This is a genomic window from Bradyrhizobium sp. 521_C7_N1_3 (assembly GCF_052075975.1).
Classification (GTDB): domain Bacteria; phylum Pseudomonadota; class Alphaproteobacteria; order Rhizobiales; family Xanthobacteraceae; genus Bradyrhizobium; species Bradyrhizobium japonicum.
This window is the reverse complement of sequence record NZ_CP197232.1, coordinates 5,350,868-5,368,265: the sequence shown is the minus strand read 5'-3', so window position 1 is coordinate 5,368,265 and position 17,398 is coordinate 5,350,868. Positions and strand designations below refer to the sequence as shown.

Genomic DNA, 17,398 nt, shown 5'->3' with positions numbered 1-17,398 from the left:
CATGGTCTCGATCAGCCTGCACAACGTCTGTCTCGATTATCCGCTCTACGGCGCCTACGACTTCTCGCTGAAGCGGCGGCTGCTCGGCCACCTCATCCGCGAGCCGGGCGAGATGAGGATCATCCGCGCCGTCGACAATTTCACGATCGAGGCCGAAGCCGGCGCCCGTATCGGGCTTGCCGGACCCAACGGCTCAGGCAAGTCGACGCTACTGCGCCTGATCGCCGGCGTCTATCCGCCGAGCAGTGGCCGTGTCACGGTCCGGGGCAACGTCGTGCCCCTGCTCGGCCTGAACGCCGGGGTCAATCTCGACTTCGTGGCGGAGGACAATATCGCGCTGCTGCTGCGGATCAGCGGTCGCAAGCCGACACGCAGCGTCATCGACGAGATCTGGGCCTTCACCGAGCTCGAGACGCGGATGCAGCGGCTGCCGCTGCGGATGTTCTCCTCGGGCATGCTGATGCGGGTGTTGTTTGCGACCGCCACCGCTTTCCCGGCCGACATCCTGCTGCTCGACGAATGGCTCAGCGTCGTCGACGAGCATTTTGCAGAGAAGGCCGAGCGGCGGCTGCAAAACCTGGTCTCGCAGGCGGCGATCGTGATCATCGCCTCGCACGACCAGCCGCTGCTGCGCCGCACCTGCTCCAGCATCATCAATCTCGATCACGGCCGCATCGCCTCGACCATCGCGGTCGAGCCGCCGGTCACGCCCCCCTTCGAGCTCCGCGAGAAACGCGCATGAAGCAGAATATCCTCGTCGTCTCCGAAGCGCTTGGCGAGCCCAACCACAAGCGCGGCATCTTCCATTTCACGCGCGAGTTGATGCGCTCGCTCGCGGCCGAGGGCCACGAGCTGACCTTGCTGGTCGAGACCACCAAGCGCTATCGCAAGCTGCGCCGGCGCGAGCGGCGCACCAAGCTGTTTCCGTCAGAGGCGCGCAACATCGAGCTGCTCGCCCTCTACCGCTTCCTCGACGAGATCAACATGGGCGAGCCGCTGGCGCGCAATGGCTTGCGGCGCACGCTCGACTGGCTCCGACACAAGGCCACCATGTCGGTGTCGTGGGACTATATCCTCTGCCTGCTGCGCGCCGTCGGGCTGCGCGGGCTGAACGCCCGGCTGATCGAGAACAGGACCGCCGCGCTCGAATACGTCCCGCCGGATCTGCGCCATCTCGAATTATTCCGCGCCTTCCAGCTCGAGCCCGGATTCTACAGCTATCAGGATTCCTCGGCCTTCTTCCTGCTGCCACCGCCGCAGGTCGACGCACGGGACTACGACGTCATCGTCGTGGACACCCCCACACGGGTGGCGATCAGGCGCAAGCCGGATGCCAAGGTGATCTGCGTGGTGCACGACCTCTTGCCGCTCACCGACCTCAAGCTCAGCGACGTCGCAACGCGGCTGTTCCTGTCGCGGCTTCTCACCAGCCTGCTTCAAGCCAACGAGCTCGCCTTCGTTTCAAACTACAGCATGATGCGGTTCAAGGAACTGTTACCGCAATTTGCGCACCTGCCGGCGCGGGTCGTGTATCCCCGCACCAGGTTCGACGCCCCGGATGTCCTGCACCTCCCAGCCCCGTCGGGGCGTCCGGGGCGGCCGAGCTTCGTCGTCATCGTCTCGAACGAGCCGCGCAAGAACGTCGCCACAGTCATCCGCGCCTTCCGCGGCGTGCCCCAGGCTGATCTCGTCGTGATCGGCTATGCCGGCGAGACAAGCCGGATGCGCAACCTGCCGCCAAACGTCCGCTTCGCCGGTTATGTCGACGAACACGAGAAGGCGGCCTTGATCGCGGAAGCGCACGGGCTGATCATGCCGAGCTTCGCCGAAGGCTTTGGTGTGCCGATCATCGAGGCGTTGGCTGCGAACACGCCGGTGCTGTGCTCCGACATCGCGGTGTTCCGTGAGGTGGCGCGCGAGCTCGCCGACTACTTTGACCCGTTCTCGACCGACTCGATCACAGCTTCTGTCACCCGCGTGCTGACGCGTCAGGAGGAGTACCGCGGCAGAATCCGGGCACGGCGACACGAACTCGCCGAGCGTTTTGGCTACGAGACACAGTCCCGCGATTTCCTCGGGCTTGAGATGCCCCGGGCAAACCTGGCCGCCGCGCGATAAGCGTCGTTGCATATGACTGCTGAACCCGCGGTATCCTCCGGCCCGGCCGGCCCGCAAGCCTTGCGCGCCCGATGGCAAGCCGTGGGCAGACCGCCCGCGCTGATCGGGGCCGCCGATGTGCTCGCCGTCCTGATCGCGGCGTCGCTGCCCTGGTCGACCACGGCGCCTTCGATCTTCGTCGGGCTCTGGCTGCTGGTGGTGACGCCGACCATCGACTGGCGCGACTATGGACGCCAGCTCGCACGGCCTGCGTTCGCCCTGCCGTTTGCCTTCCTGCTGCTCGCGCTTCTCGGCACGCTCTGGTCGGACGGCGCGTTGGCGGACCGGCTGCATGCGATCAAGCCGGTCGCAAAGCTCGTGCTGATCCCGGCGCTGCTCTATCACTTCAGCCGATCCGAACGCGGTTTCTGGGTTTTCCTTGGCTTTCTCGCGTCCTGCGCGCTGCTTGCAGTCTACTCCTGGATCGTGCTGGGCGATCCCGCCTGGAAACTCACCGCGACCGCGTCGGCCGGCGTTCCCGTCAAGAACTACATCGACCAGAGCCAGGAATTCACGCTGTGCGCCTTTGCGCTCGCGCTGCCGGCGTTGACTTTCTGGCGCCGCGGAAACGTGGTCGCGACAGCCGTCTGTCTGGCATTGATCGTGCTGTTCGCCACCAACATGGTGTTCGTCGCCTCCGCGCGCACCGCGCTGCTGTGCATCGCGGTGCTGCTTGGACTGCTCGCCTGGAGGCATCTGAGCCGGCGCGCGACGTTAGCCCTGCTCGCAGGCACGATAGCTGCGAGCGCGCTGGCCTGGACGACCTCGCCCTATCTGCGCCACCGCATTGCAGACATCGCGGTGGAATACCGCCACGGCCATGAGGACATCAGCCGAGCCTCGACCGCCCAACGCCTGACCTATTGGCGCAAGGCGCTTCACGCCATTGCCGAGGCGCCCCTGACCGGTCACGGCACCGGGTCGATCAAACGCCAGTTCGAGCGCGCCGCTACTGGTGGAAGCAGCCTCGATGCGGAGATCGTCAGCAATCCCCACAACCAGACCCTCAATGTCGCGATGCAATGGGGCGTACTCGGCGTCGTCCTGCTCTACGCCATGTGGATCGCCCACCTTCGCCTGTTCCTGGGTGAAGGGCTTACCGCCTGGATCGGGCTCGTCGCCGTGGTGCAGAACATCGCGAGCTCACTGCTGAACTCGCATTTGTCCGATTTCCACGAAGGCTGGATGTATGTGCTCGGCGTCGGCGTCGCCGGTGGCATGGTGCTGAAAGCGAAAGCCGGACCGCATTTGCTTTATGAGACCCGCATCGAGGGTGAAGCGGTCGATCCGCAAAACTTTCTGCGCGCCGGCGTGCGGCTCAGCGCCGACTAGGCCTTTTACTCCGCCGCCAGACAAGCGGCCTGGGGGGGAGCCAGCGCAAAGACGCCGAAAACGGGCACCACCATTTCGAGTTCGCGGCGATAACTTTCGTAGCTGAGCGCTCCCGGTCGAATGAAGCCGAGTTGAAGCGTGTGATCGACCACACGCCTGAGAACGATCGGGGCGCTCGCCGGCGTAAACTGGGCGCCACCGGGATTGGACAGCGTCGTGATCAGACCGCGCGCGGCCTCGTTTCTCTTATCGGGACGTGACACCATGATCAGACGTATCGCTCCCTTTTCGAGGGTGACGAAGTTCAGGAACGGGCGTCCATCCGGGATGTAGACACGGCCCCTCTGCGTGTGCCCGGCATCAACACGTTCGCGTTCCTCGAACATGAGACAGGACTCGGTTTCGTCCCAATGAATGCCGATGATGTAGGCACTGATGATCTCGGGGTTGGAGAACGCGGGCCTGAAGCAGACGTAGTCCCCCTCGAAGGCTTCCACTCCCGCGCGATCGCGGTAGCCAAGATCATCGGCGACGTCGAACCTGGACGTCACTGGCGGAGGTTCGAGTCCGCCGGCAATCGACGGCGCATCATGCGATGGAAACTCCTTGTGCGGACTGGTGGCTATCCGCTCGGCAGCGACGTTGCGTATGCGCTCGGACTCATTGAAGACTGCGAGGACCATGCCGCCGACGATGAAGCCGGTTAAGCCAGTGCTTAGCGCCACCAGTTGGATCGCATCCTGCGGATGTACATAGAATTGAGCCAGTACTTGCTGGCCGATCATATGCGCGACCAGCCACCCCGCACAGGCCAGCGCGGCGCCGTTCGCGAGAGCCCCGAGGGCCGCCACGCGGTACCAGCTCATCCGCGAACATCCCATGTAGGAGCAAATGAGCCCGAGGGAAATCGTACAGATGAAAGGCGTGATGACGCCGTATAGCCGCTCGATGAACTGCCTAAGAACGTCCTGATATCCTCCTCCCCGCATCAGGGCGGACACCAGTGGAATGCCGATCCGGAGCGCAATCGACAGCCCCACGACGACGAGACCGGCGACAACCAACTCGGCGATAGGCGGATATCCAGGCGTGTTGCCTTCCTTGCGTCCGATGAAGCGTTGCGCCACGACGATTGCGCCCAGGACTGCGAAGCCGATCGAAGCGCCGAACGTGACCGCAATCGTCAACACCTTGCCGACGTCGATCGGAAGTGTCCCCGGCATGAACACCATCATGCCAATGCTCCAGGCCGTGACGAGGAAGATCGTTGTCGCCCATTGATCCAGCCCGAAGGTCGGCCCCGGACTGTAGGCGAAACCCATCCTTGCTAGCCGCTGTAATCGGCCGCTATGGGTCCTTTCGCAAAACAGGACGTAGCGAGACACGAGGCCGCAAGTAAGGTTGGTGACCTCAGCAATGTTTCGGTTCAAAGCGTCCTTCAATTCCGGGGTTGGAAGCGACGACGTGAAAAAGGCAAGACCGGCGTGCATCATCTCTTCGTAACGGGCATCCGCACGAGCCGCCACCGCATCGCCCATTTGCATGATCATGGCGTAGGCGGATCGGCCATATCCATTTCCGGTGAAGTCGAGGGCCGCGGCATTCTGCCGGGGTCCGACGAACAGGTTGTACAGGCCGATGGCTCTTGTGAAGCGGTCGGGAAGAGTACCGTCCCTGCTGAAACTCAGCGCTTGCGGACCGATATTCTCCGAAACGATTTTGGTCACCTTGCTTCGAAGGTCGTCGCGCGGGACGAAACCCGTGGTTTGCGCGAGTTCAAATGCTAGTCGGTCGGCTTCACGCGGAATGGCGGCCAATCTGACGCAAAATGCGCGCGCGGCCCGGTCGATCCGTGCCACCTGCCGGAATTGCGAAGCGACGACGATGATGAGCACGGCCACGATCGGAGCATATTGATCCAGTTGCGCCTGCGCCTTTGGATCTACCGCCTTCACCTGGCCGACGATGAAGTCGAACCCGATGCTGCCCTGGACGAGTCCGATCATTACGACCAGCCAGAGCGGTATCATCAAGGCGTAGTAGAATATCACCCCCCAGAAGAACAGCGCGAAGGTCGTGCCGGACCGATTGGTGGGCGGAGAGTTGAAGCGCGCCCAGGCCACGACAAAGAGTGCCAAGATCGCAATAATCCATTGGCTCTTCGTAACGATCGCGTGGATGATGTCCATGTTACGCGCTCCCACATAGCAGGCGACGCTTGCATGATTGGCTCTGCCCTCGCCGAGGCAGGGCACAATTCAGATCAGGGGCCTCGTGGAGGCGCAGCGCGCGTCGACACAGGTGCCCGAACAATAGGGAAGACTACGCTGGCCGACCCGGCTGCAATGTGAAGTAGAACACACCCGGGAGCACATTTCTTTGGCGGAGTTGGACACCGCGACCACTGTCGGTCACATACAACCGAACTACGGACTCCGCTCGTGCCCGACCTCGCCGGTGATGACGTCGCCGAACAGCTCCCAGGCCTGTCCGTTGAAGCGCATCAGCTGCATCTGCTCGATCGGGAAGTAGTCGTCGGCGGAGGTGTTGACCATGATCCCGGGCAGCATCAGATCGGTATGAAAATCCTTCAGGCTCGTGGCCTGCTTCATCGCGTTCTCACGCGTGAGATTGTCGCCGCACTGCTTCAGCACCTGCGCCATCGCCTCGGCCTGCACATAGCCATAGAGGTTGTTGGCATTGGCCTTGTCGCCATCAGGGTAATATTTGTCCATGAAGGCGCGCCATTTGATGACGGCCGGATCCTTGTCCCAAGTCGGATCGGTGGGGTCCTTCAGATAGGCTGTCGAGATGATGTCCTTGGAATAGTCGAGCCCGGCCGGCTTCAGCACCGAGGCGATAGAAGTCGCCGTATTGGCGAGGAAGAATTTTGGTTTCCAGCCGAGCTCTCCGACCTTGCGGATCGCCTGCGCCGATCCCTTCGGGGCGGCCCATGAGAAGAAGATGTCGGCTCCCGAGTCATGCAGCGCCACGATCTGCGAGTCGATCGAGGGATCGCTGACCTCATAGGACTTGTCGGCGATGATCATATTGGCCTTGTCGCCGAGCCCGTCCTTCAAGCCCTTGAACTGGTCCTTGCCGGCGTCGTCGTTCTGCCAGAATACGGCGATCTTGCTGTTGGGGAAATGATCGCGGATGTATTTTGCGTAGATCCGCCCCTCGCTCTGGTAGTTCGGCTGGAAACCCATGGTCCACGGGAAATTCTTGGGGTCCCCGAACTTGGTGCCGCCGGAGGCGACGAACAGCTGCGGCACCTTCTTGGCGTTCATGTATTTCATGATCGCGGAGTTCGAGGGCGTGCCGAGCGGCTGGAAGATCAGCAGCACCTCGTCGCTTTCGACCAGCTTGCGCGCCTGCTCGATCGCCTTCGGCGGCGAATAGGCGTCGTCATAGCTGATGAAGTTGATCTTGCGGCCGTTGATTCCGCCCTGGTCGTTGATCATCCTGAAATAGGCGGCCTCGGTCTTGCCGATCACCCCGTAGGACGACGCCGGCCCGCTATAGGGCATGATGTTGCCGACCTTGATCTCGGTGTCGCTGGCGCCGGGGTCGTACTTTTTCTGCGCGAGGGCCGGTGCCGTGACCAGCATTCCGGCAGCGAGCATGGCGAGGGCAGCACGGTTGTTGCGACGACCCGGCATCGTTCTCTCCCCTGTATTTTGTAGTCTTGTTTTGTGGAGAGTGTCGCAAGGCGGCGTGCGGCTGGCAAGCACCACGATTTTCCGCGTCGTGAAACGCCAATCAGGAACTTACGATTTGCGCCGCAGCAGAGTCAGGATGCGTCCATCGATCACGAGCAACGCGCTGCCGATCACGATAGCGCCCACGATCTCGCGCAACGAGATCGGCTCGCCCAGCACCAGCCATCCCAGCAGGATGGCGGTGACAGGGATGAGCAGCGTCACCAGCATGACATTGCCCGCGCCGGAGCGCCGGATGATCTGAAAGAAGACGATGTAAGCAAGCGCCGTCGACAAAGCGGCAAGGCCGAGCACCGCGAGCCACGTCGTGAGACCCGGCATCGGAAGATGCCACGGCTGCTCCACCACGCCGGCGACGACCGCCATCATCACCGTCGATGCCGTCAGCTGAAACGCCGCAGTTCCCAGCGGCGCCGAATCCTTCAATAGCCGCCGCGCCGCCAGCGCCGCAAAGCCATAGCTGAGCGCCCCGCCCAGGCAGAGCAGAATGCCGAGCCCCTGCCCCGGCCGCGTCTCCATGCCCCATCCGCGCAGAATGACGACGCCGGCAACGCCCAGCGCCACGCCGGCAAGGCGTTGCATCTGCAAGGCCTGCTCGCGTGCCGCCGCCATCACGATCACCGTGAACAGCGGCGTGGTGGCATTCAGGATCGAGGCCAGCCCGCTCGGGACGAACGTCTGGCCGATGACGATCAACGAGAACGGGATGACATTATTGAGCAGCCCGATCACGACGAACGGCGTCCAGCCCGCGACGCCCCGGGGAAGACCGATACCCTGCATCCGCAGCAAGGGCAGCAGCATCGCGGTCCCCAGCGCGACGCGCAGCAGCACAAGCGTCAACGGCGGCAATTCCCGCAACGCCGCGCCGTTGAAGAAGAACGAACCGCCCCAGAGGACCGACAGCACAGCGAGCAGCAACCAGTCTCGCGTGTCGATCCGGTTGTCGTTCGGGGGCATGGGTTTCGTCTCGACGGCCAAGCCTGCCGCCTACAACGTGGCGGCAAGTAACGCCACCCGATTTCCGACCGGATCTGTAGCGCGCAATTTCAAATGTCACCTCGCGCAACATCAAATGTCACCCCCCGACGTCTGCTTTTGACCCGAAGCGGACTGGCGCGCGCCATGTACAGGATGATCAATAGTCCTTCATCAGCTCGACCGTTGCGGCCTGGAGCAGTTGAGCGGGCCTGGCGTCAGGATTGACGATGCCTTGCCATTTCTCCAACTCCCAGGCGCCGATCTGAGCCGAGGTTTCGAAGACGTATTTGACGCGGTTGAAGCGGCGGGCCATGAACTCGGCGGTCAACGCGTCCAAAGGCGCATCTCGGCCGAGCAGCTCCCCCAGCAGCACCGCGTCCTCGATCGCCATGGCCGCCCCCTGAGCCAGATGTGTCGTGGATGCGTGGGCGGCATCGCCGATCAGCATGATGCGACCCTTGCCCCACGGTACGGGCAGCCAGATCTCTTCCATCGGCTTGTAGTTGACGCAGGACGGATCCGTGATCAACTCGCGCTGCTGGGCGATCAAACCGTTATAGGAGCTGAGGCGCAGGCGCATCAGATCCGCCAAGCGATCGCTCTCCATCCAGGGATTGCCCGGCTCGTGAGTGATGAGGAACATATACATGACAGCTGGCGAGATCGGCACGAGCCCTACTTTGCTGTTCGGGCCGAAATGGAGTTCACCCCACGTAACGCTCTCGGGCCGGGACAGTTTGTAGCGCCAGACGGCCTGACCGGTGAAGCTAGGCTGATAGCCGCTGCCGAAGAGGAACTGTCGAACCGAGGAATATATTCCGTCCGCACCGACGACGAAGTCGTAGCTTCGACGCTCCCCGCTCCAAAAAGTTACATTGACCTTGTCGCCGCTGTTTTCCAGTGTTTCGACTGTCGTGCCCAGGCGTATCTCCGCACCTGCCGTGGTCGCGGCATCGAGGAGGATCTCGTGCAGCAATGGTCGGCTGATTCCGTTGGTCGGTGGACAGTTTGGGGCCGCCGCATTGGTCGACGGTGCGTCCAAAAGGTGGCGGCCATTACTGTCGTAAATGCGCCAACCGGGATAGGCCGCGCCATGCTCGATGCAGGGACCTGCAAGACCGATGCGGTCGAGTGCACGCAGCGCATTATTCGGCTGGCTGATGCCGACGCCTTGGATATTCCAGCGAGCACTCAGCTCGACGAGATCGATGGCGACGCCTCGGCGGCGTAGCGCCACGGCCGCCGTCAAGCCGCCAATGCCGCCGCCAACGACCAGTACATTTCGAATCATTGCTACTGTCCCACGCTAACGTCGGGTAGGGCCTTGGCCATGCGTAGCCGTCACGTTGTTACCGTTTGATGTCGCGTCCGAAAAACGTGTTGCGACTGCAATTCGGGGGCGTGTCGCGTGGCGAGCTGGTGCAGCGCTCAAAAGTCCTGGCGATCGGCGTTGGCCGGATCGGCCGGGATGAAGGCGCCGTCCTCGATGCGGATGACGATACCGGTGTCGGTCAATCTGTACATCAAAGGATCGCAGACGACACGCATCAGCCGGCCCGCAGTCTATGGATCAGCGCATTGTCCGGGGCCGGTTCGAATATCCAGCTGTCGGCGATGCACTCAAACGTCTCATCCCGAAAATAGAACAGGACGTGACGCAGTGCAGTCGAAGCTCCACCCGCGATCTTCCAATCTGCGGGGTCCATCGCATCCGGATCAGGCCCCGCAATCTCGTAGAATTCTCCCCATTCCGGCGCCAGCCTGCTGTAGCGGCATTGCCCACGATACCACCCCTCGTCATTGGTGGCTCCGAGGCGGTACCGGATGCAGTTCTGGAAACGAAGGATGCCTTCGTCTTCCTCCGCGAAGGATGTGAAGCGAAACGGGTTGAGCAGGAAGCGGAGCAAGACGTCGTGACCAAATACGGCCACGCGAGGCCACGGGGCATTCGGCTGCGCATTCCAACCGTCGTTCAGCTTCCGAAATGACAACTGCCCGACATGCCGTCCAACCCGTCAATGCGTTAGGCGCTCTCGCGCTTTCGTGTCGCTCCGGCAATATCGGCCACCACCGCCCCGATTACCAGCGCTCCCCCGATGAGCGCGTGCATCGCGGGTAACTCGCGAAAAGCGACCCAGATCCAGAACGGCATCAGCGGCGTTTCCAGCGTTGCGATCAGGGAGGCCTGGCCCGAGGGCAGCAGGCGCGAGCCGAGCATGTAGAAGGTCAGGCCGAGCGCGACCTGGAGGCAGCCGAACATCGCGAGGATCGCAAGGCTGCTACCGCCGACATGAGCGACGTCGTGGGCGAACGGCAGGCTGACGAGGCTGCCCAGAAAATTCGACAGCGCGGCCGCCGCCACCATCGACGTCTCGCGATGGCGCCGGACCACGACCGTCATGGCGGAGATGGCGAGCACCATCAGGCAGCTCAGCGCCACGCCGCCGAGATCGGCGCCGGCTTGCACACCACCGACCGTGATCACCACGCCGGCAAAGGCAATCAGGCTCGCGGTGAGCGTACGCCACGTCGCGGCCTCTCCGAGCCACAGCCATGCCAGCGCAGCCGCGACGAAGGGCTGGGTGGCGATCAGCACCGCCACGTTCATGACCTTGGTCATCTGAAGCGCGGGAATGAACGAGACCATGCCGACCGCGGACAAGGACGCGACGAGCAGGCCGCCCCTCCCCGGCACGACCAATTGCCACAGCGCAGCGCGGCCCTGCATCACGACGAGAAACACGCTGATCAGGCTGCCCGCGAACAGGCCGCGCCAGAACAGGATGGTCCAAGGATCGAACGGCAACAGGCGCGTGAAGAAGGGCGCCGTGCTCCAGGCAATTGCGGCAGCGATGACGAGGGCAATGCCGAGACCGCGTTCCGAACGAGGCTGCCCCATATGGATGTACCGGCTAGGACGGCTTCTTCGGCCGCGACACCAGCTCGATCATCTTGCCTTCATCGTCGTCGGGCATCGCGGCCTTGGCCTGCGCGTAGGACTCGACCGCAGCGCGCGAGACCAGCGGCTTGTCCGCCAGCAGGCTTTCCGCGAGCTTCACGGCGTAGGCGGCATCCTTGTGCCGCAGCGCCGCCGTAAACGTCGCGCCGCTGAAATCGCGGGCGACCATGCGCTTGGAGTGACGCTGCACCTGCGGGCTTGCGGCCACGCCCGCCTGGATCGACTCCAGCACGAGGTTCATGTCGAGCCCGGCCTGCTCGGCGATGGCGAGGCCTTCGGCAAGGCCCGCGATCTGGATCGCCCCCATCAGGTTGTTGATGAGCTTGTAGACGGTGCCGGAGCCGACCGCGCCGAAATGGCGGATGGTCGAGCCGATCGGATCGAGATAAGGCCGGGCGCGTTCGAGGTCGGCCGCATCGGCGCCGGCGAGCAGCGTCAGCCTTCCGGCAGCTGCCGCATCCGGCAATCCCGTCACGGGGCAGTCGATGTAGATCAGCCCGCGCGCGTTCAGTTCGCGGCCCATCTCGCGGGCGTGGTCATAGGAGACGGTGGAGCATTCGATCGCGATGGTGCCGGCCTTTGCCGTCTTGGCCGCGCCCTCGGGCCCCAGCCAGACCGCGCGCGAGGCTTCGTCATCGGCAACCATGGTCACGACCGCATCGGCATCGATCGCGGCATCCTCAGGCGAGGTCGCCCAATGCGCACCGCGCGCGATCAGGTCGTCCGCTTTTGCCTTGCTGCGATTCCACAGCGTCACCGTGAAGCCGGCATCGAGATAGCGGCCGGCCATGCCGTGGCCCATCCGCCCCAATCCGATGAAGGCGACGCGGGACATCAGTCGACGTCCTCGATGTCGGCGCCGGCGGTGCCGAAGGCGCGCTGCGCCAGGGTTGCGGCCATGAAGTCGTCGAGCTCGCCGTTGAGCACGCCTGACGTGTCGGAGGTCTGCACACCGGTGCGCAGATCCTTCACCATCTGGTAGGGCTGCAGCACATAGGAGCGGATCTGATGACCCCAGCCGATATCGGTCTTGGCGGCCTGGTCGGCGGCGGCCTTCTCCTCGCGCTTCTTCAGCTCGATCTCGTAAAGCCGCGCGCGCAGCATGTCCCAGGCCTGCGCCCGGTTCTTGTGCTGGGAGCGGCCGGCCTGGCAGACCACGGCAACGCCGGTCGGAATGTGCGTCAGGCGCACCGCGGATTCGGTCTTGTTGACGTGCTGGCCGCCGGCACCGCCCGAGCGCATGGTGTCGACGCGGACGTCGGATTCCTTGATGTCGATCTTGATGCTGTCATCGATGACGGGGAAGACCTGCACGCTCGAGAACGAAGTGTGCCGCCGCGCATTGGAATCGAACGGCGAGATGCGGACGAGGCGGTGCACGCCCGCCTCCGTCTTCAGCCAGCCATAGGCATTGTGGCCCGAGACCTGGATCGTCGCGGACTTGATGCCGGCCTCTTCGCCCTCGGACTCTTCGAGGAATTCGACCTTGAAGCCGTGCGTCTCGGCCCAGCGCGTGTACATGCGCAAGAGCATCTGCGCCCAGTCCTGGCTCTCGGTGCCGCCGGCGCCGGCATGGACTTCGAGATAGGAATCGAAGCGATCCGCCTCGCCCGACAGCAGCGCTTCGAGCTCGCGCCTTGCGACTTCCTTCTTCAGGTTCTTCAGCGCGGCTTCGGCTTCGGCCACAACACCCGCATCGCCCTCGGCCTCGCCGAGCTCGATCATGCCGATGTCGTCTTCGAGCTCCTGCTCGACCTTGCCGATGCCGGACAGCGAATCCTCGAGCGAGGTCCGCTCCTGCATCAGCTTCTGGGCTTTCTGGGGATCGTTCCAGAGATTGGGATCTTCTGCGAGCTTGTTCAGCTCAGCAAGGCGCGCCGTCGATTTCTCGACGTCAAAGATGCCTCCTCAGCAGCCCGACTGACTGCTTGATCTCTTCTATCAACCGTTCGATTTCGGCGCGCATGTCGTTCTCTGATCTCGCGGAATCCCGCGTGCATTGGAGCTGGGATGTAGCGGCGGCGGCTGCAAAGCGCAACCGCCGGAACCGCGATCGTCTGTCTTATCCGCTAGTACAGCCCGCCGGTGCCCGGCCGCATGAAGAAGCCGGAATCCGGCTGCTGCTGCTGCGACGCCGGCACGCCGCCGCGCCCGTCGGCATCGGCAACGCCGATCACCGAATAATTGTCCGGCGGCGCCGTGCCCGGCTTGAAGGCTTCGAGGATGGTTCCGCCGGTCTCGCCGGGGCCGGCGCGCATGCCGGTCTTGGAGACGACGCGCACGAGCTTGATGCCGGCCGGCACCTTGAACGGAACCGCGGGCTTGTCGGCGAGCGCGAGCTTGAGGAAGTCGCGCGCGATCGGCGCGGCCAGATGACCGCCGGTCGCGGCGTTGCCCCTACCGAGCGCGCGCGGCTTGTCGTAGCCCATATAGATCGCGACGGCGACGTCGGGCGAGAAGCCGACGAACCAGGCGTCCTTGGCCTCGTTGGTGGTGCCGGTCTTGCCGGCGATCGGCTTGCCGACCTCCTTGACCACGGTTGCGGTACCGGCCTGGACCACGCCTTCCATCAGCTCGGTGATCTGATAGGCGGTCATGGAATCCAGCACCTGCTCGCGGCGGTCGATCAGCTGCGGCTCGGCCTGGTTCTTCCAGCCGCCCGGCGCGTCGCAGCCGCGGCATTCGCGCTGGTCGTGCTTGAAGATGGTACGGCCGTAACGGTCCTGGATGCGGTCGATCAAGGTCGGCTTCACCCGGCGACCGCCATTGGCGAGCATCGAATAGGCCGTGACCATGCGCATCGCCGTGGTCTCGCCGGCGCCGAGCGCGTAGGACAGATAGTTCGGCAATTCGTCATAGACGCCGAAGCGGCGCGCATATTCGCCGATCAGGGGCATGCCGATGTCCTGTGCGAGGCGCACGGTCACGGTGTTGAGCGACTGCCGCAGCGCGTTGCGCAGCGTCACCGGTCCCTGGAATTTGCCGGACGAAAAGTTTTCGGGCCGCCATACGCCGGCGCCCTGGCCCTGGTCGATTTCAATGGGCGCGTCGAGCACCACGGTCGAGGGCGTATAGCCGTTGTCGAGCGCGGCCGAATAGACGATCGGCTTGAACGACGAACCCGGCTGCCGGTAGGCCTGCGTGGCGCGGTTGAACTGGCTCTGGTCGAACGAGAAGCCACCGACCATCGCGAGCACGCGGCCCGTCCACGGATCCATCGCCACCATCGCGCCGGACACTTCGGGGATCTGGCGCAGGCGGTACTGGCCTTCGACCGGCTGTCCCTCCTTGGTGTAGAGCGGATCGGCATAGATCACGTCGCCGGGCTGCAACACCTGCGCCACCGACGTCGGGGTCTTGCCCTTGGCATTGCCTTGGGCCGCCCTCGCCCAGCGCACGCCGTCAACCGTGACGATGCCGGTCTCGCGCTGCTTGCTGATGGCGCCGCCGAGCTCGCGGTTCGGCTGGAAGCCGATACGCGCGGACTGGTCGCTGGTCTCCAGCACCACCGCCATGCGCCATGGCGAGATGTCGGAGAGCGACTTGATCTCGGCGAGCTTCACGCCCCAATCGCCCGAAATATCGAGCTTGCTCATGGCGCCGCGATAGCCCTGTTGCTCGTCATAGTTCACGAGGCCGGCGACCATGGCCTTGCGCGCCATGACCTGGATCTTCGGATCGAGCGTGGTGCGGACGGACAGACCGCCTTCGTAGAGCTTCTTCTCGCCGTAGCGCTCGAAGATGTCGCGGCGGACTTCCTCGGCGAAATATTCGCCGGCGAAGGTGTGGGCACCGTTGGAACGGTTGGTGACGGCCAGCGGCTCCTTGCGCGCCTTGTCGGCGTCGGCCTGCTTGATCCAGCCGTTCTCCAGCAGACGATCGATCACGTAGTTGCGGCGCTCGATGGCGCGATCGCGGTTGCGGACCGGATGCAGCGTCGCGGGCATCTTCGGCAGCGCGGCCAGATAGGACGCTTCCGCGACCGTCAGCTCGTTCACCGACTTGTCGAAATACACCAGCGAAGCGGCCGCGATGCCGTAGGCGCCGAGGCCGAGATAGATCTCGTTCAGATACAGCTCGAGGATCTTGTCCTTCGAGTAGGTCTTCTCGATGCGCATCGCCAGCAAGGCTTCCTTGATCTTGCGGGCGAAGGAGACCTCGTTGGTCAGAAGAAAGTTCTTGGCGACCTGCTGGGTGATCGTGGAGGCGCCCTGCGGACGCCGGTTCGACCCGTAGTTCTGGATGAAGAGCACGCCGGCACGCGCCATGCCGGTGTAGTCGATGCCGCCATGCTCGTAGAAATTCTTGTCCTCGGCCGCGAGGAAGGCGTTGATCACGAGCTTCGGCACCGCCTGGATCGGCAGGTACAGCCGCCGCTCCTTGGCGTATTCGCCGAGCAGCGAGCCGTCGACCGCGTGCACGCGGGTCATCACCGGCGGCTCGTAATCCTGAAGCTGAGAGTAGTCCGGCAAGTCCTTGGAGAAATGCCAGATCAGGCCTGCCACGGCCCCGACACCGACAAGGAACACCACCGTTCCCGCGGCGAACAGGAAGCCCATGAACCGCACCAGCAAGCGCATTATATGTTTATCCGTTCAAACTCTGGATCAGCTCAAGGCACCCAAAACAGGCGCCAACTCCACGTCGCGAATTCACCGGCCTACTCAATTACATCAGTGCCGGACCAAGACGCTTGCCGAACGGGATTCTCGCCGATTCCGGAACCCCCTGCGGCATTTTTATAAAGCGCCCGCTGTGGCCAAACTAGGGCTTTTGCAACGGGACGGAAAATCCCTCTCAATTCGACGAACCCCCGCTCGTCAATTCGACGATCCCCCGGTCGTCAATTTGGCGATCCCCCGGTCGTCAGTTTGACGATCCGGCCGTGGCCATGCGCTTGGTCAGGAACCCGTCGATCGCCTGCGCCATCGAGGCCACGGCCTTGGACCGCCAGCCCTCGGAAACGAGGTGTTCGAGGTCGCCCTTGTTGGAGACATAGCCAATTTCGACCAGCACCGACGGCACGTCAGGCGCCTTGAGGACCCGGAAGCCGGCCGACTTCAGGGGATGCTTGTGCATCCGCACGGTCGACTTCATTTCGCTCATCAACAGGCGGGCAAAACGGCTTGAAAAGGTGCGAGTTTCCCGCTGCGTAAGGTCGATCAGGATGTCGGCGACATCGGTCGGCTCTTCCGCGAGGTTGAAACCGGCGATCGCATCCGCCCGGTTTTCCGCGTCCGCCAGCCGCTGCGCCTCGGCGTCGGAGGCCTTGTCGGACAGCGTGTAGATGGTCGCGCCCTGCGCATCACCCTCGGCCTTCGGCAGCGCGTCGGCGTGGATCGAGACGAACAAGGCGGCCTTGAGCCCGCGGGCGACTTTGACCCGATCGTTGAGCGGAATGAAGGTGTCGTCGTCCCGTGTCATCACCACGCGGAATTTGCCGGTCTTGTCCAGCCGATCTCGCAGCGCCAGGCCAAAGGCCAGCACCAGGGTCTTCTCGCTCTCGCCGCTCGACTGCGTGCCGTTGTCGATGCCGCCATGGCCGGGATCGATCACGACGATCGGGCGCCCGTCGGCCTTTTGCTGCCCGGCTTCCGGCGCTGCGGCGGCCGGAACCGTTGCCGGCGGCGCGTCGGCGATGGTGGGCCGCAGTTCGGGGCGTTTCTCGGGGACGAGCGACTGCACGAAGGCGGCACGGTCGACCTCCTCCAGCTCGAGCACGAGCCGGGCCGGCTGGCCATTGGCAGCCTCCAGCACGTAGGAATTGGCGATCTTGGCCGGGCCTGTCAGGTCGAACACGATTCGCGAGCCGCCCGGCATGACCAGCCCGTAGCGGAAGGCCTTGACCAGTCCCCGTCCCCCGACCCCGGTGCCAGCGGGCAGTTGAAAATTGACTTGAGGGACATCGACCACCACCCGGTACGGATCGGCGAGCGTCACGGCGCGGAAGGTGACGACCTGATCGATGTCGAGGATGAAACGGGTCTGCTTGCCATCGCCGGCCAGCCGGGCGGCGGAGGCGGTCGGAAAATTCGCTACCGCAGCAGAGGGTTGCGGCTGGCTTTCCGCAGCGCTCAGGCGCCAGGAATCAGCACACACCAATGCTGCAGCGCACAGAAGCGCGCATCCCAGCAAAACCCTTTGATTTGTGCGGCTCGTCACCGTTTCAGTGCCTCCGAGCGGCCCTTCTAACGCAATAGAACCACAGGGTTAATCGCCGCTTAATCACAGATATACGAAACTCGCC

13 protein-coding genes are annotated in these 17,398 nt (G+C 63.7%); 3 read left to right on the top strand and 10 right to left on the bottom strand.

What is annotated here, in order from left to right:
• Window position 1 precedes the first annotated feature (1 nt).
• From AB7008_RS24860 to AB7008_RS24850, 3 genes are read left to right on the top strand one after another with little or no spacing between them, the layout of a single operon-like run.
• The gene (locus tag AB7008_RS24860; protein WP_248883182.1) at window positions 2-742 is read left to right on the top strand and encodes an ABC transporter ATP-binding protein; all 741 of its coding nucleotides are present in this window, start codon (window positions 2-4) and stop codon (window positions 740-742) included.
• Complete coding sequence (locus tag AB7008_RS24855) at window positions 739-2,118, top strand: glycosyltransferase family 4 protein (RefSeq protein ID WP_441259679.1); 1,380 nt, start codon at window positions 739-741, stop codon at window positions 2,116-2,118. Before AB7008_RS24860 ends, AB7008_RS24855 begins: the two co-directional genes overlap by 4 nt.
• Before the next feature lie 12 nt (window positions 2,119-2,130).
• Window positions 2,131-3,489, top strand: coding sequence for an O-antigen ligase family protein (locus tag AB7008_RS24850; protein WP_441259678.1), 1,359 nt, complete (start codon window positions 2,131-2,133; stop codon window positions 3,487-3,489).
• A 5-nt stretch (window positions 3,490-3,494) separates the two neighbouring features.
• On the opposite strand, the gene AB7008_RS24845 is transcribed toward AB7008_RS24850, so the two are convergent.
• From AB7008_RS24845 to AB7008_RS24800, 10 genes are all read right to left on the bottom strand, one after another.
• Window positions 3,495-5,678 carry a hypothetical protein gene (locus tag AB7008_RS24845; RefSeq protein WP_441259677.1) on the bottom strand — a complete coding sequence of 728 codons (2,184 nt, stop codon included), beginning with the start codon at window positions 5,676-5,678 and terminating at the stop codon, window positions 3,495-3,497.
• Between the two features lie 237 nt (window positions 5,679-5,915).
• On the bottom strand, window positions 5,916-7,151 hold the full coding sequence (locus AB7008_RS24840) for an ABC transporter substrate-binding protein (RefSeq protein ID WP_441259676.1): 1,236 nt from the start codon (window positions 7,149-7,151) through the stop codon (window positions 5,916-5,918).
• Between the two features lie 108 nt (window positions 7,152-7,259).
• Window positions 7,260-8,171, bottom strand: coding sequence for a DMT family transporter (locus tag AB7008_RS24835; protein ID WP_304489617.1), 912 nt, complete (start codon window positions 8,169-8,171; stop codon window positions 7,260-7,262).
• Window positions 8,172-8,349: 178 nt separating this feature from the next.
• A complete protein-coding gene (locus AB7008_RS24830) occupies window positions 8,350-9,483 on the bottom strand; it encodes an FAD-dependent monooxygenase (RefSeq protein WP_304489616.1) in 1,134 nt (377 codons plus the stop codon).
• A gap of 256 nt (window positions 9,484-9,739) precedes the next feature.
• On the bottom strand, window positions 9,740-10,123 hold the full coding sequence (locus AB7008_RS24825; protein WP_441259675.1) for a hypothetical protein: 384 nt from the start codon (window positions 10,121-10,123) through the stop codon (window positions 9,740-9,742).
• A 92-nt stretch (window positions 10,124-10,215) separates the two neighbouring features.
• Complete coding sequence (locus AB7008_RS24820) at window positions 10,216-11,091, bottom strand: DMT family transporter (RefSeq protein ID WP_248883177.1); 876 nt, start codon at window positions 11,089-11,091, stop codon at window positions 10,216-10,218.
• 13 nt (window positions 11,092-11,104) lie between these two features.
• Window positions 11,105-11,986, bottom strand: a complete 882-nt coding sequence (locus AB7008_RS24815; protein ID WP_304494129.1) for an NAD(P)-dependent oxidoreductase — start codon at window positions 11,984-11,986, stop codon at window positions 11,105-11,107.
• Window positions 11,986-13,117, bottom strand: a protein-coding gene (prfB, locus tag AB7008_RS24810; RefSeq protein ID WP_304494128.1) for a peptide chain release factor 2 whose coding sequence is annotated in 2 segments (ribosomal slippage) — window positions 11,986-13,047 and window positions 13,049-13,117 — 1,131 coding nt in all. Because the reading frame shifts where the segments join, the coding sequence is not laid out codon by codon here. Before prfB ends, AB7008_RS24815 begins: the two co-directional genes overlap by 1 nt.
• Before the next feature lie 103 nt (window positions 13,118-13,220).
• Window positions 13,221-15,731, bottom strand: a complete 2,511-nt coding sequence (locus tag AB7008_RS24805; protein WP_014495579.1) for a penicillin-binding protein 1A — start codon at window positions 15,729-15,731, stop codon at window positions 13,221-13,223.
• 286 nt (window positions 15,732-16,017) lie between these two features.
• Window positions 16,018-17,313: an N-acetylmuramoyl-L-alanine amidase gene (locus AB7008_RS24800; protein WP_304494127.1), complete on the bottom strand. Its 1,296-nt coding sequence runs from the start codon at window positions 17,311-17,313 to the stop codon at window positions 16,018-16,020.
• Window positions 17,314-17,398 lie beyond the last annotated feature (85 nt).